The 26540-nt window shown below is 61.9% G+C and carries 22 protein-coding genes and 1 riboswitch; of the genes, 5 read left to right on the forward strand and 17 right to left on the reverse strand.

Features of this window, described 5'->3' with window-relative positions; genetic code table 11:
- Window positions 1-227: 227 nt before the first annotated feature.
- The 3 genes from guaB to groES all read right to left on the reverse strand — a co-directional run bounded on the left by guaB (window position 228) and on the right by groES (window position 4113).
- Window positions 228-1742 carry an IMP dehydrogenase gene (gene guaB / locus ABDK06_RS04540; RefSeq protein WP_394939357.1) on the reverse strand — a complete coding sequence of 505 codons (1515 nt, stop codon included), beginning with the start codon at window positions 1740-1742 and terminating at the stop codon, window positions 228-230.
- 339 nt (window positions 1743-2081) lie between these two features.
- Window positions 2082-3695, reverse strand: coding sequence for a chaperonin GroEL (gene groL, locus ABDK06_RS04545; protein WP_394939359.1), 1614 nt, complete (start codon window positions 3693-3695; stop codon window positions 2082-2084).
- A gap of 121 nt (window positions 3696-3816) precedes the next feature.
- A complete protein-coding gene (groES, locus tag ABDK06_RS04550; protein ID WP_394939361.1) occupies window positions 3817-4113 on the reverse strand; it encodes a co-chaperone GroES in 297 nt (98 codons plus the stop codon).
- Window positions 4114-4513: 400 nt separating this feature from the next.
- Here groES and ABDK06_RS04555 point away from each other — a divergent pair, with 400 nt between their 5' ends.
- The gene (locus tag ABDK06_RS04555) at window positions 4514-5737 is read left to right on the forward strand and encodes a THUMP-like domain-containing protein (protein ID WP_394939363.1); all 1224 of its coding nucleotides are present in this window, start codon (window positions 4514-4516) and stop codon (window positions 5735-5737) included.
- A gap of 48 nt (window positions 5738-5785) precedes the next feature.
- On the opposite strand, the gene ABDK06_RS04560 is transcribed toward ABDK06_RS04555, so the two are convergent.
- The 3 genes from ABDK06_RS04560 to ABDK06_RS04570 are packed head-to-tail and all read right to left on the reverse strand — an operon-like array spanning window position 5786 to window position 7891.
- Window positions 5786-6598 carry a shikimate 5-dehydrogenase gene (locus ABDK06_RS04560; RefSeq protein ID WP_394939365.1) on the reverse strand — a complete coding sequence of 271 codons (813 nt, stop codon included), beginning with the start codon at window positions 6596-6598 and terminating at the stop codon, window positions 5786-5788.
- Between the two features lie 54 nt (window positions 6599-6652).
- Entirely contained in the window at window positions 6653-6775 is a 123-nt protein-coding gene (ykgO, locus tag ABDK06_RS04565; protein WP_011775528.1) for a type B 50S ribosomal protein L36, read from the reverse strand.
- 12 nt (window positions 6776-6787) lie between these two features.
- Window positions 6788-7891, reverse strand: a complete 1104-nt coding sequence (locus tag ABDK06_RS04570) for a GTP-binding protein (protein ID WP_394939369.1) — start codon at window positions 7889-7891, stop codon at window positions 6788-6790.
- Between the two features lie 136 nt (window positions 7892-8027).
- On the opposite strand from ABDK06_RS04570, the gene ABDK06_RS04575 reads away from it, so the two are divergent.
- Window positions 8028-9179 (forward strand): glutamate--cysteine ligase, encoded by a 1152-nt coding sequence (locus tag ABDK06_RS04575; protein ID WP_394939371.1) that lies wholly within the window; start codon window positions 8028-8030, stop codon window positions 9177-9179.
- 16 nt (window positions 9180-9195) lie between these two features.
- On the opposite strand, the gene tsaD is transcribed toward ABDK06_RS04575, so the two are convergent.
- Genes tsaD through ABDK06_RS04605 form a run of 6 tightly spaced genes read right to left on the reverse strand, consistent with a single transcriptional unit; the run spans window position 9196 to window position 14364 of the window.
- The gene (gene tsaD, locus ABDK06_RS04580) at window positions 9196-10281 is read right to left on the reverse strand and encodes a tRNA (adenosine(37)-N6)-threonylcarbamoyltransferase complex transferase subunit TsaD (protein ID WP_394940798.1); all 1086 of its coding nucleotides are present in this window, start codon (window positions 10279-10281) and stop codon (window positions 9196-9198) included.
- A gap of 5 nt (window positions 10282-10286) precedes the next feature.
- Window positions 10287-10724 carry a ribosomal protein S18-alanine N-acetyltransferase gene (gene rimI / locus ABDK06_RS04585; RefSeq protein ID WP_394939373.1) on the reverse strand — a complete coding sequence of 146 codons (438 nt, stop codon included), beginning with the start codon at window positions 10722-10724 and terminating at the stop codon, window positions 10287-10289.
- Between the two features lie 26 nt (window positions 10725-10750).
- Window positions 10751-11410, reverse strand: a complete 660-nt coding sequence (tsaB, locus tag ABDK06_RS04590; protein WP_394939375.1) for a tRNA (adenosine(37)-N6)-threonylcarbamoyltransferase complex dimerization subunit type 1 TsaB — start codon at window positions 11408-11410, stop codon at window positions 10751-10753.
- A gap of 56 nt (window positions 11411-11466) precedes the next feature.
- Window positions 11467-11976 carry a tRNA (adenosine(37)-N6)-threonylcarbamoyltransferase complex ATPase subunit type 1 TsaE gene (gene tsaE / locus ABDK06_RS04595; protein ID WP_394939377.1) on the reverse strand — a complete coding sequence of 170 codons (510 nt, stop codon included), beginning with the start codon at window positions 11974-11976 and terminating at the stop codon, window positions 11467-11469.
- Window positions 11973-13205, reverse strand: a complete 1233-nt coding sequence (alr, locus tag ABDK06_RS04600) for an alanine racemase (protein WP_394939379.1) — start codon at window positions 13203-13205, stop codon at window positions 11973-11975. Before alr ends, tsaE begins: the two co-directional genes overlap by 4 nt.
- 43 nt (window positions 13206-13248) lie before the next feature.
- Complete coding sequence (locus tag ABDK06_RS04605) at window positions 13249-14364, reverse strand: PfkB family carbohydrate kinase (protein ID WP_394939381.1); 1116 nt, start codon at window positions 14362-14364, stop codon at window positions 13249-13251.
- A gap of 135 nt (window positions 14365-14499) precedes the next feature.
- On the opposite strand from ABDK06_RS04605, the gene ABDK06_RS04610 reads away from it, so the two are divergent.
- Window positions 14500-15873: a 6-phospho-beta-glucosidase gene (locus ABDK06_RS04610; protein WP_394939383.1), complete on the forward strand. Its 1374-nt coding sequence runs from the start codon at window positions 14500-14502 to the stop codon at window positions 15871-15873.
- A gap of 150 nt (window positions 15874-16023) precedes the next feature.
- Window positions 16024-17271 carry a glycosyltransferase gene (locus tag ABDK06_RS04615; protein WP_394939385.1) on the forward strand — a complete coding sequence of 416 codons (1248 nt, stop codon included), beginning with the start codon at window positions 16024-16026 and terminating at the stop codon, window positions 17269-17271.
- Between the two features lie 21 nt (window positions 17272-17292).
- Here the strand turns inward: ABDK06_RS04615 and ABDK06_RS04620 are convergent, their stop codons facing one another.
- The 5 genes from ABDK06_RS04620 to ABDK06_RS04640 form a co-directional block, all read right to left on the reverse strand.
- Complete coding sequence (locus tag ABDK06_RS04620; RefSeq protein WP_394939387.1) at window positions 17293-18366, reverse strand: inositol-3-phosphate synthase; 1074 nt, start codon at window positions 18364-18366, stop codon at window positions 17293-17295.
- 29 nt (window positions 18367-18395) lie between these two features.
- On the reverse strand, window positions 18396-19415 hold the full coding sequence (locus tag ABDK06_RS04625; RefSeq protein WP_394939389.1) for an aldo/keto reductase: 1020 nt from the start codon (window positions 19413-19415) through the stop codon (window positions 18396-18398).
- A 182-nt stretch (window positions 19416-19597) separates the two neighbouring features.
- Window positions 19598-21772, reverse strand: a complete 2175-nt coding sequence (gene glgX, locus ABDK06_RS04630) for a glycogen debranching protein GlgX (protein WP_394939391.1) — start codon at window positions 21770-21772, stop codon at window positions 19598-19600.
- 228 nt (window positions 21773-22000) lie between these two features.
- Window positions 22001-22687: a hypothetical protein gene (locus ABDK06_RS04635; protein ID WP_394939393.1), complete on the reverse strand. Its 687-nt coding sequence runs from the start codon at window positions 22685-22687 to the stop codon at window positions 22001-22003.
- Between the two features lie 171 nt (window positions 22688-22858).
- Window positions 22859-23203, reverse strand: a complete 345-nt coding sequence (locus tag ABDK06_RS04640; protein ID WP_394939395.1) for a hypothetical protein — start codon at window positions 23201-23203, stop codon at window positions 22859-22861.
- A gap of 202 nt (window positions 23204-23405) precedes the next feature.
- Window positions 23406-23508, forward strand: a riboswitch (glycine riboswitch).
- Window positions 23509-23655: 147 nt separating this feature from the next.
- Between ABDK06_RS04640 and gcvP the strand changes: the two genes are divergently transcribed.
- Entirely contained in the window at window positions 23656-26532 is a 2877-nt protein-coding gene (gcvP, locus tag ABDK06_RS04645) for an aminomethyl-transferring glycine dehydrogenase (RefSeq protein WP_394939397.1), read from the forward strand.
- Window positions 26533-26540: the final 8 nt, after the last annotated feature.

The raw sequence follows: 26540 nt of genomic DNA on the forward strand, positions 1-26540 counted from the left end.
TACTGTTGTCAGCCCCACCACGGAAGGGCTCGCCGATCGCCCCGCTACCCACGCCCATTGAATCAATGGATTCACTGGGCAGGGACGGTTTACCCCACCGAACCCCGCATTCAGTGGGCAGGGCTAATCACGCCAAACCCGAGACCGAGCATCAAACCTCTGCGGGAATAAGGACGCCCGCCAGGGGTCCCCGACCGAAGAATGAGGTTGGGGCAAGCAGGCGTCCGCTAGCGTTCTCCGTAGTTGGGCGCTTCGACCGTCATCTGAATATCGTGCGGGTGAGACTCTTTCAATCCCGCCGCTGTGATCCGAACGAACTTGCCTTTGGCCTTCAGCTCCGGAATGGTCCGCGCCCCGGTGTAGAACATGGTCTGTCGCAGCCCGCCGGAAAGCTGGTAAGCCACCGAGGAAAGCGGACCGCGGTAGGCCACTCGCCCCTCGATTCCCTCGGGAATCAGCTTGTCGTCACCGGAGACGTCGGCTTGGAAGTAACGGTCCTTGGAGTAGGAGGTGTTCTTGCCGCGGCTCTGCATCGCGCCGAGCGAACCCATTCCGCGGTAGGACTTGAACTGCTTGCCGTTGACGAAGATCAGCTCACCGGGTGCCTCTTCGGTGCCCGCCAGCAGTGAACCGAGCATCACGGTATCCGCCCCGGCGACCAGCGCTTTGCCGATGTCGCCCGAGTACTGCAGGCCGCCGTCGGCGATCAGGGGAACCCCCGCCGGTCCAGCCGCTTTCGCCGACTCGTAGATCGCGGTGACCTGGGGAACTCCGACGCCGGCTACCACGCGCGTGGTGCAGATCGAACCCGGGCCGACGCCGACCTTGATGCCATCGGCACCGGCGTCAATCAGCGCCTGAGCGCCCTCGCGGGTGGCGGCCTGGCCGCCGATGATGTCCACATGAGCGGCTACCGGATCGGCTTTGAGCCGGGCGATCATGTCCAGCACGCCCTGGGAGTGACCGTTCGCGGTGTCCACGAATAAGGCGTCAACTCCGGCGTCCACCAGCCGCATGGCGCGTTCCCAGCCGTCGCCGAAGAAACCGATCGCGGCGCCCACCCGAAGGCGACCTTCGTCGTCCTTGGTGGCCAGCGGGTACTGCTCAGCTTTGGTGAAGTCCTTGACCGTGATGAGTCCGCGCAAACGTCCTTCGTCATCCACCAAGGGGAGCTTTTCGATCTTGTTCTTAGCCAGCAGGTCCGAGGCGTCTTCCCGGCTGATCCCGACCTTTCCGGTGATCAGCGGCATCTTGGTCATCACCTGATGGACCAGCCGGTGCGGGAAGTCGGATTCGAGCACGAAGCGGGTATCCCGATTCGTCACGATGCCGAGCAGATGACCGGACTCATCCACCACTGGCAGGCCGGAGACCCGGTAGCGCCCGCAGAGCTCATCCAGCTCCGCCAGAGTTGCCTCCGGACCGATGGTCACCGGGTTGGTGATCATCCCGGATTCGCTGCGCTTCACCCGATCGACCTGTTCGGCCTGATCGTCGATGGAGAGATTCCGGTGCACCACTCCCAGTCCGCCCTGACGAGCCATCGCGATGGCCATTCTGGATTCCGTGACGGTGTCCATCGCGGCGGAGAGCAAAGGGGTCTGCACCGAGATGCGCTTAGAAAGCTGAGAAGAGGTGTCTGCCTCCGAGGGGATGACGTCGGTGTGCCCCGGGAGGAGCAGCACGTCGTCGTAGGTCAAGCCGATCAGTGAAAACGGATCGTTGGGTTCATTCTGAGTCATGGTCACCTAATGCTGGTATCGGCGAAATACGGGTAAAGGATGTCTGCCTGCAACCGATGACCGGCACGTGATTACGGGCCTGGCCTGTGCTTGATTACATTCTAAACGAATCCGAAGCCTCAGCTATTCCACATAACTCAAGCCCAGATCCTCCAACCCCCGCGCCCAGCTATCCCAGTGAATGTTGCCAAAGTTATGAAAGTTCACCGGGATCAGTCACATTGGCCACACCAGCAACACTCAATGGGATAACTGGGTAAAACTTGGGTAAAGAAGGAGGGTTAAAAGTGGATGGCGAGTGCGGAGGTCCGCACTCGCCATCACTTGAAGCTGAGCTAATTAGTGGTTGTGCCCCGCATGAGAATCTTCATCCTCTTCGGGCTTCTCCACTACCAGGGCTTCTGTGGTCAGCACCAGGGCCGCGATCGAGGCCGCATTGCGCAGCGCCGAACGAGTCACCTTGACCGGATCGATAACACCTTGGGCGATCAAGTCACCGTACTCGCCGGTCGCGGCATTGAAACCGTGGCCGTCGGGCAGCTGGCTGACCTTGTCGATCACCACATAGCCATCGTGTCCGGCGTTCTCCGCGATCCAGCGCAGCGGCTGCGCCAGAGCGCGGCGCACCAGGCCGACCGACGTCGCGGCGTCGCCTTCCAGGGCCTTGACCTCGGCGCTCTCATCGAGAGCCTTGGCAGCCTGCACCAGAGCGGAGCCACCACCGGCCACAATGCCTTCTTCAAGGGCTGCACGAGTGGAGGAAACAGCATCTTCAATGCGGTGCTTCTTCTCCTTCAGCTCGACCTCGGTGGCTGCGCCGACCTTGATCACGCCGATGCCGCCGGCGAGCTTCGCCAGGCGTTCCTGCAGCTTCTCTTTATCCCAGTCCGAATCGGTGCGGTCCAGTTCGGCGCGCAGCTGCGCGATCCGATCCGCCACGTCCTGCTCGGTGCCAGCACCGTCGACAATCGTGGTATTGTCCTTGGTGACGGTGATCCGACGAGCGGTACCGAGCACCTCCAGGCCGACCTGATCGAGCGAGAGACCGATCTCCGGGGAGACGATCTGGCCACCGGTCAGGATCGCGATGTCCTGCAGCATGGCCTTCCGGCGGTCACCGAAACCGGGAGCCTTCACGGCAACCACGTTCAAGGTGCCGCGCAGCTTGTTCACGATCAGCGTGGACAGCGCTTCGCCGTCGACGTCTTCAGCGATGATGAAGAGCGGCTTGGAAGCCTTCAGCACCTTCTCCAGCAAGGGCAGGAACTCCTGGATCGAGGAGATCTTGCCCTGGTTGATCAGGATCAAGGCGTCTTCCAGAACAGCTTCCTGGCGCTCGTGATCGGTGACGAAATGCGGTGACAAGTAGCCCTTGTCGAACTGCATGCCTTCGGTGAGCACCAGCTCGGTCTGCATCGAGGAGGATTCCTCGATAGTGATCACACCGTCCTTGCCGACCTTGTCGAAAGCCTCAGCGAGCAGTTCACCGATCTCGGTGCTCTGCGCGGAGATCGAGGCGACGCTGGCCACCTGGCCACCGGAGACCTCGCGGGCGTTCTCCAGCAGACGGGCCGCAATCGCCTCGACCGAGACCTCGATGCCGTGCTTGAGCGCACCCGGAGCTGCACCAGCCGCTACGTTCCGCAGGCCTTCCTTGACCAGGGCCTGAGCCAGCACGGTGGCCGTGGTGGTACCGTCACCGGCGACGTCGTTGGTCTTGGTGGCGACTTCCTTGGCCAGCTGCGCGCCGAGGTTCTCGTAGGGATCGTCCAGCTCGACCTCGCGAGCGATGGTCACGCCGTCGTTGGTGATAGTGGGGGCACCCCACTGCTTGGCGAGCACGACATTGCGGCCGCGCGGACCAAGGGTCACCTTGACAGCGTTGGCCAGGCGGTCAACGCCCGCCTCCAGGGAACGCCGGGCGGCGTCATTGAATTCAATCTGTTTAGCCATAAGTCTTTGTCCTTATCTGACAGATGCCCCGGACTCGGTGGACCGGGGCATCTGAAGAGGGTCCACTCAGCTTCGGCTGTGGTTCACAGGTTCTGCGAGCCACAGACCGGCCGTGGAATTGCTACTTGACGACGATGGCCAGGACGTCACGGGCCGAGAGCACGAGCAGCTCATCGCCGCCGGTCTTGACCTCGGTGCCGCCGTACTTGGAATAGATCACGACGTCGCCCACGGCGACATCGATCGGAACGCGGTTGCCGTTGTCATCGACACGGCCTGGGCCGACAGCGACAACTTCGCCTTCCTGCGGCTTTTCTTTAGCGGTATCCGGGATCACCAGACCCGAAGCAGTGGTCTGCTCGGCTTCCAGCTGGCGGACAACAATACGATCCTCAAGAGGCTTAATAGAGACCGACACTCGGACCTCTCCTTCTCAGTAAACTCTGCGGTTTTTAAGGCCACGGCAACTCGACAAGATGTTGCAGTTACCGTCGTCGCGGTGCCGGTATATGCAACTGCTGAGGCCGTGATGGCTTAGCACCCTAGTAGTAAGAGTGCTAATACTGACTCTATGAGCCGATTAGCACTCGGTCAAGGCGAGTGCTAATTTCTGTCATCTTTACCGCTCAGAGCGAACTCCCACGGAACGGCAAAGCCGATTAGCTCCCCTACACCTCAGCCATCCCCCACACCTCAGCCAGCTATCCCACCGAGTGTTAACAAAGTGCAGGATGGGGACTGTTTAAGTTTACTTACGCCTCATCTGCAACATTCAGTGGGACAGCTGGATAGGGAACCTGGGCGATACGCTTAGCATCATGGCCGATGACTCAATCTCCCCTTTGCTCACCCCCGAGGGCTGGGACTTATTGGCCAGCATCGGCCCATACTCCGAAAAAGACTCGCTGGCCCTAGCCGAGAAACTGCGTAAGGCCGGCCACTCCGCGGAACTGACCTCGGCAGTGCTTACCCAGTCCCGGCTACGAACCAAAGCCACAGCCAAGTTCGGTGAATTCGCACAGCAGATGCTCTTCACCCAGACCGGTTTGGAGCAGGCCACCCGTCTGCAAGTCGCGGTATTGCACGCCCAGCGATTCGCCCAAGCAGGGGTGAAGAGCATCGCTGATCTGGGCTGCGGGCTGGGTGCCGATTCGCTCGCCTTCAGCACCCTCGACCTCAAGGTCACCGCAGTGGAACAAGATGAGATCACCGCTGCCTGCGCCACCATCAATCTGATGCCTTTTCCCGATGCCAAAGTGCTCCAGGCCGAAGCCAGCACAGTAGCTCTGGACGACGTCGACGGCGTCTGGCTGGACCCGGCGCGGCGAGCGACCTCTAGTTCCGGCAGCACCCGGATCTTCGATCCGGAAGCCTTTTCACCACCGCTGTCCTTTGTCGAGCAACTCGCCAACCGCGGCTTGCAGGTGGGAGTCAAACTGGGCCCTGGGATCCCGCACGAGTCGATTCCAGGAGGCTGTGAGGCACAGTGGGTTTCAGTCGCTGGAGAGCTGGTCGAGGTGACGCTCTGGTTCAACTCACTGGCCAGACCGGGAATTCGGCGTGCAGCACTGCTGCTCGGGCCAGACGGCGCAGCGGAGCTGAGCAGCCCGGTGGATTATCTGCCCGCGGAGCAGCAAGCGGCCATCGGCCCCCTGGAGGGCTACCTCTACGAACCGGACAGCGCGGTGATCCGCGCTGGACTGGTAGCTGATCTGGCGAACCACCTGGGGGCACATCTGATCGACCCGCAGATCGCTTACCTTTGCTCTCCCGAGCTGATCGAGACCCCTTTCGCCCGCGCCTATAGGGTTCTTGAGGTCCTGCCGTACAACGTGAAGGGTTTGCGGAGCTGGGTACGGGAGAACAATATCGGCAGCTTGGAGATCAAAAAACGCGGTACCGCTGTAACTCCTGAAGAGCTCCGCAAACAGCTGCTGGGCTCCAGCCCTAAAAAGGCCAGAGGCTCGACGACGGCGACCTTGGTGCTGACTCGTATCGGCCAGGACCGGGTTGCCGCGGTGGTTGAAGCCGTCTCAGGCTGAAGCCTGGCGCTGAAACCTATGCACTAGATTCAGCGCACAGAACGCCAACTACGCCCTGGAGAACTCCGAGGCTTCCCGCACCTGCTCGGGGCTCGGCCGGACTCCGGTGTAGAGCACGAATTGCTCCTCGGCTTGGATGGCTATCACTTCCGCACCCGAGATCACGTGTTTCTCAGCCGCTCTGGCGGCCTTGATCAGCGGGGTCTCAGCGGGCAGGGCGACGACGTCGAAAACGATCCGCGCTGCCTCGATCGCCCGCTGCGGGAAAGCCAGCACCTCGGCGTCCGCTCCTTGCATGCCCAAGGGAGTGACATTGATCAGCAGCTCAGCGGACAGCTCGCCCACCTCAGGGACCCAGTCGAAGTCGTAGAGCCCGGCGAGTGCCTTGCCAGTCGTCTCATTGCGGGCCAGTACGGTCACCGAACGGAACCCGGCGTCCCGCAGAGCTGCGGCGACAGCTTTGGCCATTCCGCCGGACCCTTGCAGCAGCACTGTGGAAGAAACCGGCACTCGGTGTTCTTTCAACAGTCTTTCGATCGCCAGATAGTCGGTGTTGTAGGCGGTCAGCACACCGTCGTCGTTGACAATGGTGTTCACCGAGTCGATGGCCGCGGCCGAAGCATCGAGTTTATCGAGCATCGGGATCACCGCCTCTTTATACGGCATCGATACCGCGGCTCCGCGAATGCCCAGGCCACGGATCCCGCGCACCGCATCGGCGAGATCCACCGGCGCGAAGGCCTTGTAGACGTAGTTCAGCCCAAGCTGCTCGTAGAGGTAATTGTGGAATCTGGTACCGATATTGCTGGGCCTGGCGGCGAGCGAGATACACAAGGTCATGTCTTTATTCAGAATGGGCACACTGCTATTGTGCAGTATGCCCATTCGGAGTGCCACCGCAGCGGGGACAGACAGTTAGCCTTGGCGCGCTTTCATCCTCGGGTTGTTCTTATTGATCACGAAGGTGCGCCCCCGGCGCCGGACGATCTGAGCACCCGGAATTTTCTTCAGGGCACGTAATGAGTTTCTGACTTTCATGGCTTCTGCTCCTTATTGACTGACGTTCAAACCAAAGGGGTCATTGAAATATTCCGGATTTCTCCGGGCTTCGGCTGCAGTGATCTGGGCTTCTTCGAGGAGCTGGAAAATCTCCCGATCAACCAGTTCGTCTTTCCTCCCGGTCAAAGCGACGACGCTGCCTGGCTGCTCGAGAGTGGGCAGCCATTCACCGGTGTTTTCGAGCCATAGCCGAGGCCCGATGCCACGCATTGCAATGCGTTGCGTGGGAGTCGAGGCGATCCATAACCGACCTCGAATCCAACAGCTCCCAGCAGCTAGTTCGGGGAGCGCGAGCCGGAACCGGTCCGGATGCAAAGGCCGTTCAAGCTCGTGACGCACGGTCCGGAAACTTCCCCTAGCCACCCCCTCGGCGACCCGCACTTCTCCCGGTGATTGCCTGGACATGACTTCATCCAGGTCGAAGCAACCCGGCCGGACTTCCGAGCTGTTTCGCGCCAGGGCGGCATGCGGCGCCAGCTCACGGAGCAATTCCACTCCGCTGCGGATTTCTGACCGAATCGCTTCGGTCGAGGAATCGCTCGGTGAATCGCTGCCCGCCAAGCCCACATTGAGCGAGTTGGCGAGCGAGACCGTGGGCACTACGGTGTCTGATTGCGCCAGCGCGGAGACGACGAATTCGCCCGGAGTGCGCGAATCACGAGGATAGCTGGTCATACCGAGTTCGGTCAGCCGCCGACGATCCCACAACTGGTCTTCCAGCTCCGTGGGATCTATTGAAAGCACCGCGTTATCGATGCTGAATTCTTCATCCAAACCGGCGAAGAGCGCTTCCACCACAAGATCGGGCTCAACGCCCGGTGGCAGCGCCAGCACGGCGTGGTTGACGCCCTCGTGGATCAGCCGGGCGACAGTCGGCACAATGTCCAGTCGCACAGTGCAGGAAAGGCATCCGTGTTCCAGCTGAGTGCTGGACCGTTCGGCGAGGTCGCCACGCCGATAGATTCGGCGCAGCACAATGCCGCCGTCCAGCAGATCGTGCACCACGACGACGGAACCGGGGTGAGTCCCGGCCAAGAGCTCCGCGCCATATTGCCTGCACTGCGGATCGAGCGAAGCGACAAGAGAAAGATGCATGACCATCAAGGTATATGAAAATGATTCTTATTTGCAAGCTGGGCCGCGTAACCGTGCGCGTCATATGCTCATCGCTGATTTAGACTTAGACCTCTTGGAACGAGAGGCATCAGTGCACGTCCGAAGGGGGCGAATCATGGAAATCCAATTCGGCGAATCCGCACAGTCGACGCTAGGGGTCGAATGGGAGCTTGCTCTCGTCGACGCTCAGACCGGTGAACTGACCCCGCAAGCCGATGCCCTGCTCGGCGTCATCAACCAAGAGCATCCGGAACTGCAAGCCGATGAGGAACACCCCCATATCAAGCGCGAACTGCTGCTCAACACTTTGGAACTGGTCACCGGGGTCTGCCATACCGTGGCCGAGGCAAAGGAAGATCTAAAGCGTTCACTCAACACGGTCCGCGAGGCTGGAGCCCGTTTCGGTGTCGATCTGATGTGTTCAGGAACCCACCCCTTCAGCCACTCCAGCTCTCAACCAGTCACCGATAAGGAGCGCTACGCCAAGCTGATCGACCGCACCCAGTGGTGGGGCTCGCAGATGGTGATCTACGGAGTTCACGTGCACGTCGGCCTGGACTCCAAAGCCAAGGCCTTCCCGGTGCTCAATGGCCTGGTCAACTACTTCCCACATTTCCAAGCCCTTTCCGCTTCCTCTCCGTACTGGAACGGGGAAGATACCGGTTACGCTTCGCAACGGGCTCTGCTGTTTCAGCAACTACCCACTGCCGGACTGCCCTTCCAATTCGAGGATTGGAAGGGCTATGAGAGCTACGTCCAGGACATGATGACCACCGGAGTGATTGACCAGATCTCCGAGATCCGCTGGGACATTCGGCCGGTTCCAGCTCTGGGTACCATCGAAATGCGGGTTTGCGATGGTCTTTCCACCCTGGAAGAAGTGGGAGCTATTGCGGCGCTCACCCAGTGCCTGGTGCAGTCCTTCTCTGACACTTTGGATGCCGGCGGCAGTATTCCCACCATGCCGCCTTGGCACGTTCAGGAGAACAAATGGCGGGCTGCGCGTTATGGACTGGATGCCATCATCATCCTGGACGCCCAGTCGAACGAACGCTTGGTCACCGACGACTTGAGAGAGCTGCTGAACCGGCTCGAACCAGTGGCTAAACGGCTGAACTGCTCCGCCGAACTAGCCGATGTGGAGAAAATCATCCAGCGCGGCGCCGGCTACCAGCGACAACGCCAGATCGCCGCTGCGAACGGCGGCAATCTGCGTCCCGTGGTTGACGATCTGGTGCGGCTGATGCGCGAAGGTCACCAAAACTAAAGCCGTTGCTAAGCCCCTAAAGGCAGATCGTCGTTACCGGCAGCGAAGAGTCCGGAGCGAAACCGATACCGCTCGGCGGCGTGCCCTTCGCCACCAGCTGTGCCCCCAGGGCGGCAACCATCGCCCCATTGTCCGTGCACAATGAAATCGACGGAATCAGTAAATCGATGCCCGCCGCAGCAGTTCGTTCACTCAGCAGTTCCCGCAATCGCGAGTTGGCTGCCACTCCGCCGCCCAAGAGCAAGGTGTCTAAGTCCTGCTCCTGACAGGCCAGCACGGCTTTGGCGGTCACGACGTCGAGCACTGCTTCCTGGAACGAGGCGGCGATATCCGCCCGCGGTACGTGTTCTCCAGTGGCTTCCAGCTGCTCGACCTTGCGTGCCACCGCCGTTTTCAAGCCGGAGAATGAGAAGTCATAGCGGTGCGCACCGGGAGCCTCTCGGGTGCCCAGATACTTCGGGGCGGTGAGCGCTCGGGGGAAAGCCACCGCGGTGCGATTTCCTTCCTTAGCCAAACGGTCGATCGCCGGCCCACCCGGGTAGTTCAGCCCCAGAATTCTGGCGATCTTATCGAAGGCCTCGCCCGCGGCGTCGTCAATCGTCGCGCCGAGCAGTTCGACGTCGTCGGTCAGGTTTCTGACTCTCAGGATTTCGGTGTGCCCACCGGAAACCAGCAGTGCTCCGAGCTTCTCAGGAAACGCCCCGCTGATTCCCAGCGAGGAGTCCAAGAGCGCGACCCCGACATGGGCCACCAGGTGGTTGACCGCATAGAGCGGTTTGCCGGTGGCCAGAGAGAGCGCCTTGGCAGCACACGCTCCGACCATCAGGGCACCGGCTAACCCCGGCCCAGCAGTCACCGCGATCGCATCCAGCTCTTCCAGCTCGACCCCTGCAGTGTGCAGCGCCTCATTCAGAGTGGGCACCAGGGCGTCCAGGTGAGCCCTGGAAGCAATCTCCGGGATCACTCCGCCGAAGCGGACGTGCTCCTCCATCGAGGAGGAGACCGTATTGGCCAACAGAGTATTGCCCCGGACGATCCCGACGCCGGTTTCATCACAGGAGGACTCGATGCCGAGCACCAGAGGTTCCCGAACTGGGTTCAGCACCGTCAGACCCCCTCTTCGGCGAGCAGGGAGAGCTGCATAATCAAGGCGTCCACGCCCCCGCGGTAGTAGCGCGGCCTGGTGTGAATATGCCGGAAGCCGAATCTTTGATACAGCTGCTGTGCCCGGGGGTTATCTTCGCGGACCTCGAGCAGCAGGTCGGCCGCACCGCGGTCCCTGGCCTCGGAAATCAGCCTGGAGAGCAGTTCGCTGCCGATCCCCTGGCCTTCCAGTTCGGGGCGCACTCCAATGGTCTGTACGTCCGCTGTCGGCGGCACGCACATCAATCCGGCGTAGCCGACGATCTGCCCTTGCCGTTCGACCACCAGGTAGTGCCGGGTGGCCTGGCCGAGTTCATCGACGAAGGCCTGGCGCGGCCAGGCATCCTCAGGAAAGAGCAGGATCTCCAGCTCGCTGACGGCGTCGATATCTTGGGCGGTCATGGGACGGAAATGGTTAATTAGCTGATTCATAGTGCCCGCTTTCGGGGCCCTGGCACCTGGGCATCCGATTCGCGCAGGTAGAGCGGCGTAGTGTCGGGCAATTGCCGCCCGGCAGCCAGCTGATGTGCTGCGAACAAACCGAGTGAGGAAGCCTGAGGCTGTGCCCGGCTGAATTCCGGTACCACGCGATCGGCCAGAGCCTCAGCGTAGAGCCCAGCGCCATAGCCATAGACGGGAAGCCGCTCCGGTAGCTCTGAAACAGCTCCGACCCGCGGGCCCTCCAGGAGCCCACCATGAGGAGCATACTGCGACCAGTAAACTTCCTTGCGCCGTGCATCGGTGGCCACGATAAAGGAGGACGCCGTCCGTTGCTCGCGCTCGAAACTCGCTACCACGTCCCAGGCCAGGGCATCCAAGCTCATCACCCCGGCGAGCGGCACCTGCCAGACATAGGAAAGTGTTCTGGCGGTGGCGATCCCCGAGCGCAGACCAGTGAAAGGTCCCGGTCCGGTCCCCACCGCAATAGCATCGGGCCGCTGCCGCGCCTTGAGCAGGCCTTCGATCCCCGAGGCGAGCACCTCCGCATGGCTGCGAGTGTCTTCGGTGGCGAAACTCTCCAGTAGCTCGCCGTCCAGAATCAGGGCGGCACTGGCAATCGCCGAGGTATCGATGGCAAGCAGAAGCACCGTACCAGCTTAGTTGATTTTTGTTTCGAGGCTGGGCAGTCGGCTTAGGGCAAAATCTAGTGCTGTTGCCCTAAGTCCGCCTCAAAGCTGCCAGCTTCGAGATCAGCCCAGCGAGGGCCCACCGCAGTGAGTTCAAGGCTGCGCGGCTCGGAATCTTCATCACCTGCCGCTTCGGGGCTTTCGCTGGGCCGTTCCAAGCGGATCAAAAGGTAGGAATCGCTGAGGTGCTCAACCCGGCCCTCACCCCATTCCACCACGGTGACCGAGGAATCAAGGGTGTTCTCAAGGTCGATGTCATCGATCTCGGCCGCGGAGCCCAGGCGGTAGGCATCGACGTGAACCAGGTCTGGCCCGCCGATCAGTGAAGGGTGAATCCGCACCAGCACGAAGGTGGGCGAGATAATGCCCGGCCGCACTCCCAGTGCTTCACCTAGCGTTTGGGTGAAGGTGGTTTTGCCCGCGCCGAGTTCACCGGAGAGGATGATCAGATCCCCGGCTTTTAGCTCTCCGGCCAGCTGCCGGGCGAACTGAGCGGTTTGCTCGATCCCTGGGAGTTGGAACTTCACGCTGTCTCCTGGGCTTTAAACGATTCCTGGGCAGCGAGCGGTTCCCTATCATTGAGCTGAGCTGCCGTGCTCTGCGGTTCCACGCCGCTCAGCATCGGTGTCTCATGGAGATAGACGCGCTGCACGCTCGGCGCAAGCCGGGTCACCACTTCGTAGTTGATCGTCCCGGCGGCCGCCGCCCAGAGATCAACTGAGGGGTCTCCGGCCTCGGCTGCCCCGAAGAGCACGGCTTCCTGGCCGAGCAGCGATTCGTCGTCGGCCAGCTGGGTGCCCAGATCTACCACCATTTGATCCATCGCGATCCGGCCGACCACCGGGTACACCTGGTCGGCGATGCGCACCGGGCCTCCGGTAGCCACCCTGGGCACCCCGTCGCCGTAGCCGAGCGGAATCAGCGCCAAGGAGGTAGCGCCGGGGGTGCGGTACTGCAAGCCGTAAGAAACGCCTTGACCTGCCGGAACCCGTTTGCAGTGCGCCACGAAAGTCTTCAGCGTCATGGCCGGGCGAAGCCCCAACTCCTCGGAGGTCTGTCCGTCGAAGGGCGATAGGCCGTAGATGCCGACCCCCGCTCGCACCAGGTCGAAATGGGTGTCCGGGCGGGAGAAGATCGCCGGGGTGTTCGCCAGGTGCCGCACTTCGGCGTCAACGCCGGCGTCCTCGGCTATTGCCACTGCTTCCCGGAAACGTTCCAGTTGCAAGTCCGTCTCATCGCGCTGTGGTTGATCGGCCACCGCGAGGTGAGAGAACAGCCCGACTACACGCAGCAACCCCTCGTCCTGATACTCCAGGGCTTCACCGACCAGGGAATCCCACAGTTCAGCGGTGCTGCCATTGCGCCCCAAGCCGGTATCGATTTTGAGGTGCACCCGCGCCGGTCGCTGCTGTTCACGAGCCGCAGCGACGATATGTTTCAGCTCCCAGCCGGAGACGCCGAGGTCAATGCCCGCCTCCACGGCCGAGCCGAAATCACTCCCGGGAGTATGCAGCCAAGCCAGCAAGGGAGCTTCGACTCCGCCGCGGCGCAGCGTGAGCGCTTCCGACACCCTGGCCACTCCCAGCCAGCTGGCTCCTGCTTCAAGGGCGGCCCTGGCCACCGGCAGCAGGCCGTGCCCATAAGCATCCGCTTTCACCACTGCCATCACCTGAGCCGGGGACACCAACTCGGAGATCCGCCGTACATTGTGCCGGATGGCCTCTAGATCGACCTGGGCTTGGCGTTCGGCTGTCATGAGTCGATTCTATTTCACGCACCTCGCCGAGCCGGTGCTCAGCTCAAGCGTCGGAGTGGTGCGCGATGGTCGCCGTCGCCCGCCGCACTACTTCGAGCGGCATATCACGGAGCAGATCCTCAAGGTATGCATACCGGCGCAGCCACTGCTTATGAACCCCTTCCCGGGCGGTGTTCATCTTGTGCCACCAGTCCGCAATATCACCCCAGCCCGGTGCCGCCAGCGAGCCTCCGACCTGCTGCACCGAAAGCGAGGCGCAGAGATTGGCAAAACTCAGCCGGTCGGCAAGATTCCAGCCAGCCAGGCTACCCATCACAAAGGCGGCCCCGAAACAGTCGCCCGCACCCGTGGGGTCCCAGGCGTTCACCGGGAGCGCGGGCACCCACTCTTCTTCACCGGTCTCGGAGTCCACCGCCATCGCACCCTGCTCGCCCACTGTCACCACGGCGACCGGCACCTGATCGGCGAGCGCGTACAGCGCGCCCCAGGGATCGTCGCAGCGGGTGAAAGCCATCGCCTCGGTCGCGTTGGGCATGAACGCGTAGAAGTGCTCGAGGTTCTTCAGGGTCTGCTGTGGCCATTCGCCGCTGGGGTCCCAGCCGACGTCGCCGAAGAGCTTGGTGCCTTGCCGCTGAGCAGTCAGCACCCAAGGTTCCAGCTCCACTTCCAGGGGCACGACGGCGGCCAAGGCCTTGGGCGGTTTGGCCGCGAAGAGTTCGGTAGCGGTGAGCGGCGAAGGGTGCCCGTGGCTGACCATGGAACGGTCTTTATGCACCGAAAGTGAGACCGTGACGGGAGAATGCCAGCCGTCGAAACGCTGTGAATGACTCAGATCGACCTGTTCTTGCTCGCTCAGGATGGTCCAATTGGCGTCACCGTAGCCATCATCGCCGAAAGCCGCCGCCAAGCTGGTGTTCAGTCCGAGACGGCTTGCCGCGATCGCCTGGTTGGCGACACCACCGGGGCACGAGCCCATCCCCTCGCTGAAGATCTCGGTGCCCTTGCTCGGCAGATCGGTCAGACCGGTGAAGATAATGTCGAAGAAGACCGAGCCGGTGAGGATCAGATCGACCGCAGGAGAGTCCGCGCCGCGTTTTCCAGCGAGCGGATCGAATCTGCTGCGCTGGGTATTCTCCCCGACCGTGTTTTCCCCAACCATGTACCGCAGTTTACCGCCCTACGGCTCTGCCGAGTGTGCAGATCTACACCTTAAACCTGGTTCAAAACGTGTAGATCTGCACACTCACTGGGCTGCACCGACCATGAATCGAACGATATGGGTGAGAATGGGGCTATGCGATTGGTGATCGTCGGTGGCGGCGGCTTCAGGGTGCCCTTGGTTTACCGTGCGGTGAGCCAAGGAAAGTACGCCGGGCTGATCGACTCGGTGGTGCTGCACGATATTGAACCATCACGGTTGGAAGCCATTGCGGCAGTGCTGGAGGCGATGCCGTTTACCGGTCCCCCGGTCACGCTCAGCACCGAACTGGAAGCAGCATTACCAGGGGCCGACGTGGTGTTCGCGGCGACCAGGGTGGGCGGCGCGGCCGGCCGTGTTCTGGACGAAAAAGTCGCGCTGGGCCTGGGCTTACTCGGCCAGGAGACCACCGGCGCCGGAGGGATCAGCTATGCACTGCGCTCCCTTCCCTTCATGCTGGAACTCGCCGAAGCCATGCGGCGGCTCTGCCCGAAAGCCTGGTTGATCAACTTCACCAACCCGGCAGGCATGGTGACTCAAGCGCTGCAAGGGGTACTGGGCCAAAAGGTAATCGGAATCTGCGATTCACCGATTGGGCTGGTGCGCCGGGCGGCAAGAGCGGCGGGTGTTCCGCTCGCGACTGGCAGTCTGAGCGGCGTCGACTATGTAGGGCTGAACCACCTGGGCTGGCTGCGCGGTCTGGAGTACGACGGCGTCGACCGACTGCCCGGTCTGCTCAGCCGTCCAGGGGCACTGGCGAGCTTCGAAGAGGGCAGGCTGTTCAAAGCTGACTTCTTGCACGCTCTGGGGGCGATACCCAATGAATACCTGTTTTACTACTACCGGCGAGGCCAGGCATTCGCAGCGATTCAGGGCTCCCCGCAAACCCGGGGCGAGTCCATCGCCGAGGCACAGCGGTTAAGCTACCCGGAGTTAAGGGGGCCCGAAGCTTTCCAGCGCTGGGAGGCGGCTCGCCGGGAGCGCGAGGAAGGCTATCTGGCCGAAGCCCGGTCACCGAAGGACGGCGTACAGGAACAACGCGATGAGGCTGACCTGGCCGGCGGTGGCTATGAAGAGGTCGCGCTCGCCGCGATGGCCGCCCTGCTCACCGGAGAACGCAGCGAACTGATTCTCAATGTGCCCAACGGCGGCACCATCGCCGCTCTGCCAGCCGATGCGGTGATCGAGGTACCCAGTGGCATCGATGCTTCCGGAGCTAGTCCCCTGCCCCTGAAGTCCCAGCCGGAACCCCACCAGCTCGGGTTGATGGCACAGCTCAAAGCCGTGGAAACCGCCGTCGTCCGCGCTGTGCTGAATGGCGAGCGCGACCAAGCCGAGTTGGCCTTCGCCCTGCACCCCCTGGTGGGCGACGAAAAACTCGCTTCGCGGGTGCTTATCAGTTATGAAGAGACTTTCCCGGAGCTGCGAAAGCTCTGGGCTGAGCCTGCCGGGACTAGATACGCTTCATAAAAACTCGCTTGGAAACAAGCAGCCAGACGGTGCACCCTTAGCCCAGGTGGCCTTGCTTTCCATTGTGCTGCTTGCGGATGCGAGAATGGCGGCAGAAGCAGACCACTGGAATTCCGGCTATTGCCTGATTCTTATCCAAGGAGGACTCACGTGCAGGTACCGCGTCATGTGACGATGTTCTCTTTGCACACCTCTCCCCTGGAACAACCGGGTTCCGGAGATGCTGGCGGAATGAATGTTTATATCCGCCAGCTCGCCCTGGGCTTAGCCGATCTCGGGGTGTCGGTTGAAATTGTCACCATCGGCGACTCGCCTGCAACGGAGTTGGCTCCCGGCGTCCTGGTGCGCCATCTCGATCCGCGCAGCCTCGGCCTGCCCGGCCTCGGCGAAACGAACACAGCGAAAAAATCTCATCCGCTGAAAATCAGCAAGGAAAAGCTCCCGGAGCTGCTGCCCAAGCTGGTCGACGTCCTAGGTACCACAGGCCCGGGCCGCACTGAGCTGCTGCACTCCCACTACTGGATTTCCGGAGTAGCGGCCTTGCCATTGGCAGCCAGCTGGCAACTGCCTCTAGTGCACTCGATGCACACCATGGCCAAAGTGAAGGACCGGTATCGTCTCGACGGCCAAGTGCGTGAACCTTCCGAACGGGCGGCCGGTGAAGACCGCATCGTCCATACCGCCACCCGTTTAACCGCTAACACTCACTACGAGGCACGAGAGATCGAATTCCTCTACCACGGCAAAGCCGAGCGCATCGATGTGATCCCTCCCGGCGTCGACCTGAAAGTTTTCCGCCCGGGTTCACAAGCTGCCGCCCGAGGGGAGCTGGGGATCGACCCGCAACGGCTGCACGTGGTGTTCGCGGGACGGTTGCAGCGCCTCAAAGGTGCTCACCTGCTGATTGAGGCTGTGGCGCTGCTGCATCAGCGCCGCCCAGAACTCGAACTACAACTGAGCGTTATCGGCTCCCGGAGCGGTCCCGAGGATTACGATCTGCAAAAATTGGCGCAGCAACTCGGCATAGCTCATCTCATTGGCTTCGAAAGCCCCAAGCCACCCGCTGAACTCGCCCAATGGTTCCGCTCCGCGGATCTCGTTGCGATGCCTTCCTCTTCGGAGTCCTTCGGCTTGGTCGCGTTGGAAGCCGGGGCCTGTGGCACACCGGTACTGGCAACTCGGGTGGGTGGCCTGGTCGAAGCGGTGCAGGATCAGCTGACCGGCACCCTGGTGGATGGGCTGGACCCGCACCACTGGTCGATCGTCTTAGAGCGCACCTTGAATGACCCGGAGCAACTCAAGGCCATGGGGCGCGCCGCAGCCATCCACGCCGCAGGATACTCCTGGCAGCACACCGCGGAGCTCACGCTGGAGAGCTACCAGCGCGCCCTCGGCTAAGCCCCTCAGCCGTTATGACAACTAGCCTTTAATAAAGGCTTCTACGGCCTCATGGGCCACGTCGTCAGCCAGCTGCTCCGGCGGGGACTTCATGAAGTAGGCGCTCGGTGCGAGCAAAGGCCCGCCGATTCCCCGGTCCAGGCCGATCTTCGCGGCACGGATGGCATCGATAATGACGCCGGCCGAGTTGGGCGAATCCCAGACCTCGAGCTTGTACTCCAGGGACACCGGAGCATCGCCGAAGTTCCGGCCCTCCAGCCGGACAAAGGCCCATTTCCGGTCGTCCAGCCAGGCGACGTAATCGGACGGGCCGATGTGCACATCGCGCTCGGTCAGCGCGGCGGAGGTATTGGAAGTCACTGCCTGGGTCTTGGAGATCTTCTTCGATTCCAGCCGGTCGCGTTCCAGCATGTTCTTGAAGTCCATATTGCCACCCACATTGAGCTGATAGGTGCGATCCAGGATGACCCCCCGGTCCTCGAAGAGCTTAGCCATCACCCGGTGGGTGATGGTGGCGCCCAGCTGGCTCTTGATGTCATCGCCCACGATCGGCAGACCAGCGGCGGTGAATTTATCCGCCCACTCCTTGGTCCCGGCGATGAACACCGGCAGCGCGTTCACAAAAGCGCAGCCCGCATCGATAGCGGCCTGGGCGTAGAACTTCGCGGCGTGCTCCGAGCCCACCGGCAGGTAGCAGACCACGACGTCGACCTCGGCCGCCCGCAGCGCGGCGACCACGTCGACGGCTTCCGCGGAAGATTCCTCAATCGTCTCCCGGTAGTACTTGCCCAATCCATCCAGGGTCGGACCGCGCTGCACGAGGATGCCGGTCTCCGGGACGTCAGCGAGTTTGAGGGTATTGTTCTCGCTCGCCGTAATCGCTTCGGAAAGGTCCAAGCCGACCTTCTTCGCGTCGACGTCGAACGCAGCGACGAACTGCACATCGCTCACGTGGTACTCGCCGAACCGCACGTGCATCAACCCCGGTACGGTTTGACCAGGATCAGCGTCTCGGTAGTAATGCACTCCCTGCACCAGGGATGATGCACAGTTACCAACACCGACGATGGCAACACGAATAGGGTTGACGGACATAGTTCTCCTCAAAGGTGGGTGTTCTGCGCTTAGATGCCAGCGCTGGCGGCGTCGATCGCGGCGATCTCTGCTTCGTCGAAGCCGAGCTTGGCCACTCCGGCCAGGTTCGCTTCCAGTTGGGCGACGCTGGAGGCGCCCACCAACGCGGAAGTGACAGCTCCTGCGGCCTGCTCGCGCAGCACCCAGGCCACCGACATCTCGGCGAGCGACTGGCCGCGAGCCGCAGCCAGTTCATTGAGTGTACGAACCGCAGTCATTTTCTCCTCGGTGAGCGCGCTCTCCTTGAGGAAGTGGCCCAGGGCGGCCCGGGAATCCGAGGGCACGCCCTTGAGATAGCGGTCGGTGAGCACACCCTGAGCCAGCGGTGAATAGGCAATCGAGCCGATTCCCTGATCGGAGAGCACCTGCAGCAGCGAGGAGCCGCTCTCATCCGGGCGCTCGATCCAGCGGTCGAAAATATTGTAGTTGGGCTGATTGATCACCATCGGAGTGCCCAGTTCGCGGAGGATCTTCGCCGCTTCCAGAGTCTGCGAAGCAGAATAATTGGAGACGCCGACGTAGAGCGCCTTACCGGAACGCACCGCGTGGTCCAGCGCGGACATGGTCTCTTCGAGGGGGGTCTCCGGATCGAAGCGGTGGCTGTAGAAGATATCGACGTAGTCCAGACCCATCCGCTGCAGCGACTGGTCCAGGCTGGCCAGCAGATACTTCCGGGAACCCCATTCACCATACGGACCATCCCACATCAGGTGTCCGGCTTTGCTGGAGATGATCAGCTCGTCGCGGTAAGGCCGGAAGTCCTCACGCAGGTGGCGCCCGAAGTTGCTTTCCGCGCTGCCGGCCGGTGGCCCATAATTATTGGCCAGGTCGAAGTGAGTGACACCCAGATCGAAGGCTCGACGCAAAACGGCCCGTTGATTTTCGAAGGGCTTATCATCGCCGAAGTTGTGCCACAGTCCCAGTGAGACGGCGGGCAGCTTCAGGCCGCTGCGGCCAAGCCGACGGTAAGGCAATTCGGCATAACGGGACTCAGCGGGAAAGTAGGTCATGGCTCCATCATGCCACGCTCCTCCACCCAGACCCCGAGCCGCCAAAGTCCCGACCAGTTATCCCACCCAGTGTTACGTATGAGGCTGGCGCTCACTCGGAAAGACCACATGGGCAACTTTTGCCGCATTCGGTGGGACGGCTGGTTCGGGGACGGCTGGTTCGGTGGCAGCTGGGAGAGGACTCAGTTTTGGATTTTGCCTACCAAGGAGGCCGCCACCGAATGGTCCGGGCTGCTCGCCTCTTCATCGTGGGCGCGCAGCACGACCAGAGAGCGCGGCTGGACCGCCAGCACTTCACCGGCGACGATCACCCCGGCCGGGAACTGGCTTCCGGCGGTGTCGATCAACGGATCCCAACGCGGGGCGTACTCTGCGGCGGGCAGGGTGAATTGCACCTCAGCCTCATGAGCGTTGAAGTAGAGCAGGAAGTTGACGTCGGTGATCCGTCGGCCACGCTCGTCCACCCCGGAGATGGCCTCGCCGTTCAGGAAGACGCCAATGGTGCGGCCGAAGCCGTTCCCCCAGTCTTCCTCGGTCATTGTGCTGCCATCGGTATCGAGCCAGACCAGATCGGGGAGCTTCTCCCCCTCACCGCGTTTGGCAGGCCGGCCGTCGAAGAACCGAGAGCGCCGAAAAGTCGGATGATCCCGGCGCAGCTGGCTCAGCTTGGCAGTGAATTCGATCAGCGGTTGGTCTGCACTATCCCAATGAATCCAGGTGAGCTCTGAGTCCTGGCAGTAGGCGTTGTTATTGCCGCTCTGGCTGCGTCCCAGTTCATCGCCGTGCACCAGCATCGGCACGCCTTGGGAGAGCAGCATGGTGGCGATGAAGTTCCGCTGCTGCCTGGCGCGCAGCGCGAGCACTCCGGCGTCCTGGGTGGGCCCTTCCACTCCGCAGTTCCAGGAGCGGTTGTGGGATTCGCCGTCGTTGTTGTTCTCGCCGTTGGCCTCGTTGTGCTTGTCGTTATAAGCGACCAGATCGGCGAGGGTGAATCCGTCATGTGCGGTGACGAAGTTGATCGAGGCGACCGGGCGGCGTCCCGAATGCTCGTAGAGATCGGAGGAACCGCTGAGCCGGGAGGCGAATTCGCCTAGTGTCGAGGGCTCGCCGCGCCAGAAATCACGCACCGTATCGCGGTATTTACCGTTCCATTCGGTCCACTGCGGCGGAAAGTTGCCCACCTGGTAACCACCCGGACCGACGTCCCAGGGCTCGGCGATGAGCTTGACCTGGGAGACCACCGGGTCCTGTTGGATGAGTTCGAAGAAGGTGGAGAGCTTATCGACGTCGTAGAACTCACGGGCCAGTGTGGAGGCCAGGTCGAAGCGGAAGCCGTCCACGTGCATCTCGGTCACCCAGTAGCGCAGTGAGTCCATCAGCAGTTGTAGCGCGTGCGGGTTGCGCACATTGAGCGAGTTCCCGGTGCCGGTGTAGTCCATGTAGTACTGCTCGTCGTTGTCCACTAAGCGGTAATAGGCCGCGTTGTCGATGCCCCGGAAGCTCAGCGTCGGGCCCAGCTGGTTGCCCTCCGCGGTGTGGTTGTAGACGACGTCGAGAATCACTTCGATACCGGCCCGATGCAGGGCACGCACCATGGCTTTGAAGTCCTGCACCTGCTGGCCTTGGTCTCCGGTGGAGCTGTAGGTGTTCTGCGGGGCGAAAAAGCCAATCGTGTTGTAGCCCCAGTAGTTGCTGAGGCCTTTTTCGAGCAGCACGCTGTCCTGCACGAACTGGTGCACCGGCATCAGTTCGATGGCGGTCACGCCAAGCTTTTTCAGGTGCGCGATCACCGCTGGATGCGCGACGCCGGCATAGGTGCCCCGCTGCTCCTCGGGAACCTCGGGGTGCAGTTGGGTAAGGCCTTTGACGTGCGCTTCGTAGATGAAGGAGCGATGGTAGGGGGTGCGCGGGGCACGATCGCCGTCCCAGTCGAAGAAGGGGTTGACTACGACGCCGAGCATCATGTGCGGCAGCGAGTCCTCGTCATTGCGTTTCGTCGGGTCGGCGTGCTGGTAGGAGAACAACGCATTGTCCCAGTCGATTTTCCCGGCGACCGCCTTGGCGTAGGGGTCGAGCAGCAATTTATTCGGGTTGCAGCGCAGGCCTTGGGCTGGGTCGAAGGGGCCATCCACCCGGTAACCGTATTTCTGACCGGGCTGAATCTGCGGCAAATAGCAGTGCCAGACATAGCCGTCCACCTCGGTGAGCGGGATCCTGGTCTCCACCGGGCCCTCAGGGCTCTCCTCGATCAAGCAGAGTTGCACGGCCTCGGCCACTTCGCTGAAGATCGCGAAGTTGGTTCCATTGCCGTCGAAGGTGGCACCCAGCGGGTAGGCCGATCCAGGCCAAACTTCCATGCTGCGCTCCTGTTCGCGAAGAGATGTTCCTGCCATAAGGCTACCGGCGCTGGTTTGTGGTTCGCACAGTTGACCTTGCAGCCCCGCATAGCCACGCCCACCGAATCGGGGATTCAGTGGGCGTGGTATGCGAATCCCGGACTGCGGAGTCGGAGGGTTTCTGAGAAAAATCGAAAAAGCTCCTCGGCATGCCACAAAGACACACCGAGGAGCCCGATCAATCAGGTTTCACAGGAAAGCACTGGGCATCGTGGCTAAGAAACCCAGCATCAACGGAACCATGTAGAACACCAGGAATAACCAGCCCGGATGGGTCAATCCTTTGAGCCATATACCGGCGAGTGATGAACGATGAAGGCGGGCTAAGTGAAGAAGCTGACGGCTGGCTACAGACCATTCACGAGGCCTCCGAATATAACGCAAAAACAGGCTGCTCCAGAGCCAAAGACTCACGAAGAAAGCACCAAATAGTATCGAGGGCCAAACGATCTGTTGGCCAATGTACGTAAATAACTCATCAAAACCACCATTAGTAAGCGATAGCTGGTTGTACTTTTCCAGGAGCATCTGAGAGACAAAGAACCCCACGCACAGCAGTATCCCGCCGCGTATGAAATTCATGAGGGCAGCCGCCCTAGCCCAGAACAGATTCCTCTCTCGCCAAGGAACTGGCGGTGGAAATCTTGAGACCAAAGCGCATCCCACAAAGAAACTAAGAATCATCACAAGCATAGGGAGCCAAGCCAAGATTTTGAGCAAGATAGTGGATTGGCTGGATACCGCGAAAATAAGCAGAAGAAACCACCAACCATAGATCGCCCTTGGTGTTATCCATCGTCGAACATAAGGTCTGTCAAGAAAAATACGAAATTCCCGGCAGGGAAAGGACTTAAACCGCAGGGTCAATTCACTCATATTTTATAAGGTAGCCGCCAACGCCGACAGAACAGACTGCTCATCTGCACCATCTAATCGATACAAACACCCACACTAGGTTGAGCAGGCATAGCCACGCCCACCAAATCGGGGATTCAGTGGGCGTGGATAGTTATGGCCCAGCGAACGGGCGATTCAGTGGGGAGGGGTTCAGGATTGGGCCACCCTGCGGCGTTTTTTGCAGTACCAGGAGATGAAGCCTCCAACAGCCAGGGTGATCACAATGTACAAGGTGATGTACAAACCCCCGGCGGGATCAAAGGCGAATCGAACAGACTCCTCGGCATGAGTGTTTTTGCGGCCACCACCCAGAATCAGAAACCAGAACAGCCCCAGTAGCAGCGACCCTAGGGTGACGAGCCAAGCTAAAGCGCCGGCCAGGGAATACTTGCGGAAGAGCGTCAGGATCACCGCGAGCACCAGGAACAACAGATGAACCGCCACCGCCCAGACGAGTGGGAGATCCGTAGAATCAAACTCTAAAATAACCGTCACCTCATAAATTGTTCAGATCAATAGTTGAGCACTTGCTCAAGTTTTATCAGGGGCCTCGTTTTCCCACAACCTCTGCCGCCAAAGTTACGAGTCAGCCCAGGCTCTCCCCACGACAGAACTTGCATCTCAAGGACCAGTTCAGAAGGCGGTTTGATCCAACCTCAGCCGCCATGTGAGAATGGTCACGAACACGAAACGCCAGCGATCCGCGGCGGGAGAGTCCTCCTGCCACCAACCAGGCAGTGGGCGCCGTAGGAGCAAATCCTCCCCGGGAATCTCTCAGGCACCCGCACCGCCGCGGCGAGGCAACTCTGGAAAGCAGCGCTACCCGAACCAGGGCAGAGCTCACCGACGGTGCAAGCGAGGACGTCCTCGCGGAATCTCTCAGGTCCCATACAGAGCGGGGAGGAACCCACGCCCGGTACTGCCGTACCCGAATACTGGAGTTCCTGATGAGCCAAGATGCTGTGACAGAAACGATTTTCGCTGACCGCCATATCGGTGCCCGCCGGGCCGAGGATGTGGCCCATATGCTCAAGACCATCGGCTACGACTCGGTAGACACCCTGGTGGACACCGCAGTGCCGGAGAGCATCCGTCAGCACAGCCCGCTGAGCCTGCAGCCGGCGCTGAGCGAGGTCGAGGTACTCGCCACGCTGCGCGAACTCGCCGCGAAGAACAAAACCGCTGTCCAGCTGATCGGCCAGGGCTACTACGACACCGTGACTCCCCCGGTGATCCGCCGCAATATCCTCGAAGACCCCGCCTGGTACACCGCCTACACCCCCTATCAGCCGGAGATCTCCCAGGGCCGGCTGGAAGCATTGCTCAACTTCCAGACCATGGTCGAGGACCTCACCGCACTGCCAATCGCCAATGCCTCGCTGCTCGACGAAGCGACCGCTGTCGCTGAGGCCGTGCTGCTGATGCGCCGCTCCAACAAAGCCAAGAACGACGGCGTCATCGTGCTCGACGCCGATGTGCTGCCGCAGACCATCTCCGTGGTGAAGGGCCGCGCCGAGGCGCTCGGCTTCGCCGTCGTGGTGATCGATCTGGCGGCTCAAGGCCTTCCTCCGGTGGGATCAGAGCACGGTGAGATCTGCGGCGTCGTCCTGCAACAGCCCGGCGTCTCCGGAACCGTGCACGACCACGCTTCCCTGATCAAAGAGGCCAAGGAACGCGGTGCTATGGTCACCGTGGCCGCCGATCTGCTCGCACTGACCTTGATCGTCCCGCCGGGCGAGCAGGGCGCCGATATCGCGGTCGGCTCCGCCCAGCGCTTCGGCGTCCCGCTGTTCTTCGGCGGCCCGCACGCCGCTTATATGGCTGTGCGGGGCGGCCTGGAGCGCTCACTGCCCGGCCGGCTGGTCGGTGTTTCCAAGGACGACGCCGGAACCCCCGCCTACCGCTTGGCTCTGCAGACCCGCGAACAGCACATCCGCCGTGAGAAGGCGACCTCGAACATCTGCACCGCACAGGCGCTGCTGGCCATCGTGGCCAGCATGTACGCCGTCTACCATGGCCCGGAGGGGCTGAAGTGGATCGCCCAGCGCACCCACCGGCACGCCGCGACGCTGGCCGCTTCGCTGCGCGCCGCTGGCTTCGACGTCCCTCAGCAGAGCTTCTTCGACACCCTCACGGTGCAGGTTCCTGGCCGAGCCGCTGAGCTACTGGCCGCTGCGGAAGCGAAGGGCCTGAACCTGCGCCCGATCGACGCCGACACCCTGGGCGTCTCCTTCGACGAGACCAGCACGAGCGAGACCGTTGCCCTGGTAGCCGGGGTCTTCGGTGCCGAGCTGGTCAGCGCAGAGGTGGCGGACGGCGAAGCTAAACTGCCAGAAAACCTGCTGCGCAACTCGGAATACCTGACCCATCCGGTCTTCCACTCGCATCGCTCGGAGACCCAGATGCTGCGCTACCTGCGCAAGCTCTCCGACCGGGATCTGGCCCTGGACCGCACCATGATCCCGCTGGGCTCCTGCACCATGAAGCTCAATGCCACCGTGGAGATGGAAGCCATCTCCTGGCCCGAGTTCGCTGGGATCCACCCCTTCGCCCCGGAGTCGCAGACTGCGGGCTGGCGTGAATTGATCGAAGACCTGGAGGCCGAGTTAGCCACCATCACCGGCTACGACCAGGTGTCCATCCAGCCCAACGCCGGTTCGCAGGGCGAGCTCGCCGGGCTGCTGGCGATCCGCGGCTACCACCTCTCGCGTGGCGATCAGCAGCGCACCATTTGTCTCATTCCGGCCTCCGCGCACGGCACCAATGCCGCCTCCGCGGTGCTCGCCGGGATGAAGGTCGTGGTAGTGGCCACCGCGCCCGACGGCACCATCGACCACCAGGATCTGCAGGCCAAGATCGACGCGAACGCCGAGCAGTTGGCCGCGATTATGATCACCTACCCCTCGACGCACGGGGTTTTCGACGCCGATGTGCGCCAGGTCTGCGATGCGGTGCACGCCGCCGGCGGCCAGGTCTACATCGACGGCGCCAACCTGAACGCCCTGGTCGGCCTGGCCCAGCCGGGCCAGTTCGGCGGCGATGTCTCACACCTGAACCTGCACAAGACCTTCTGCATCCCGCACGGCGGCGGCGGCCCCGGCGTCGGACCGGTCGCGGCCAAAGCGCATCTGGCCCCGTTCATGCCCTCCGACGCCGCGAAGAGCGCCCACGAGGAAGGGCACGGCGTGGCGATCTCCGCGTCCAAGTACGGCTCCGCCGGGGTGCTGCCGATCTCCTGGGCCTATGTGAAGCTGATGGGCGGCGACGGCCTGACCGAGGCCACCCGCAGCGCGCTGCTGGCGGCCAACTATGTGGCGGCCAGCCTGAACGACTACTTCCCGGTGCTCTACACCGGCAACGGCGGTCTGGTGGCGCACGAGTGCATTCTGGACCTCCGCGAGCTGACCGCGAAAACCGGCGTGACCGCCGAGGACGTCGCCAAACGGCTGATCGATTACGGCTTCCACGCCCCGACGCTGGCCTTCCCGGTGGCGGGCACCCTGATGGTGGAACCGACCGAATCCGAAGACCTCAGTGAAATCGACCGTTTCATCGCCGCGATGATCTCCATCAGGGGCGAAATCGACGAGATCGCGGAGGGCAAGCTCACGGTGCAGGATTCCGCGCTGCGGCTCTCCCCGCACACCGCGAACGCCGTGGTGAGCGATTCCTGGGATCGCAAGTACAGCCGCGAGCAGGCCGCTTTCCCGCTGCCGAGCCTGCGAGTGGATAAGTACTTCCCGCCGGTGGGCCGGATCGACGGTGCCAATGGCGACCGAAACCTGATCTGCTCTTGCCCGCCTCCCGAAGCCTTTGAAAACTAGGAGCCACA

Source organism: Psychromicrobium ferritrahens (genome assembly GCF_043789415.1).
Lineage (GTDB): Bacteria > Actinomycetota > Actinomycetes > Actinomycetales > Micrococcaceae > Renibacterium.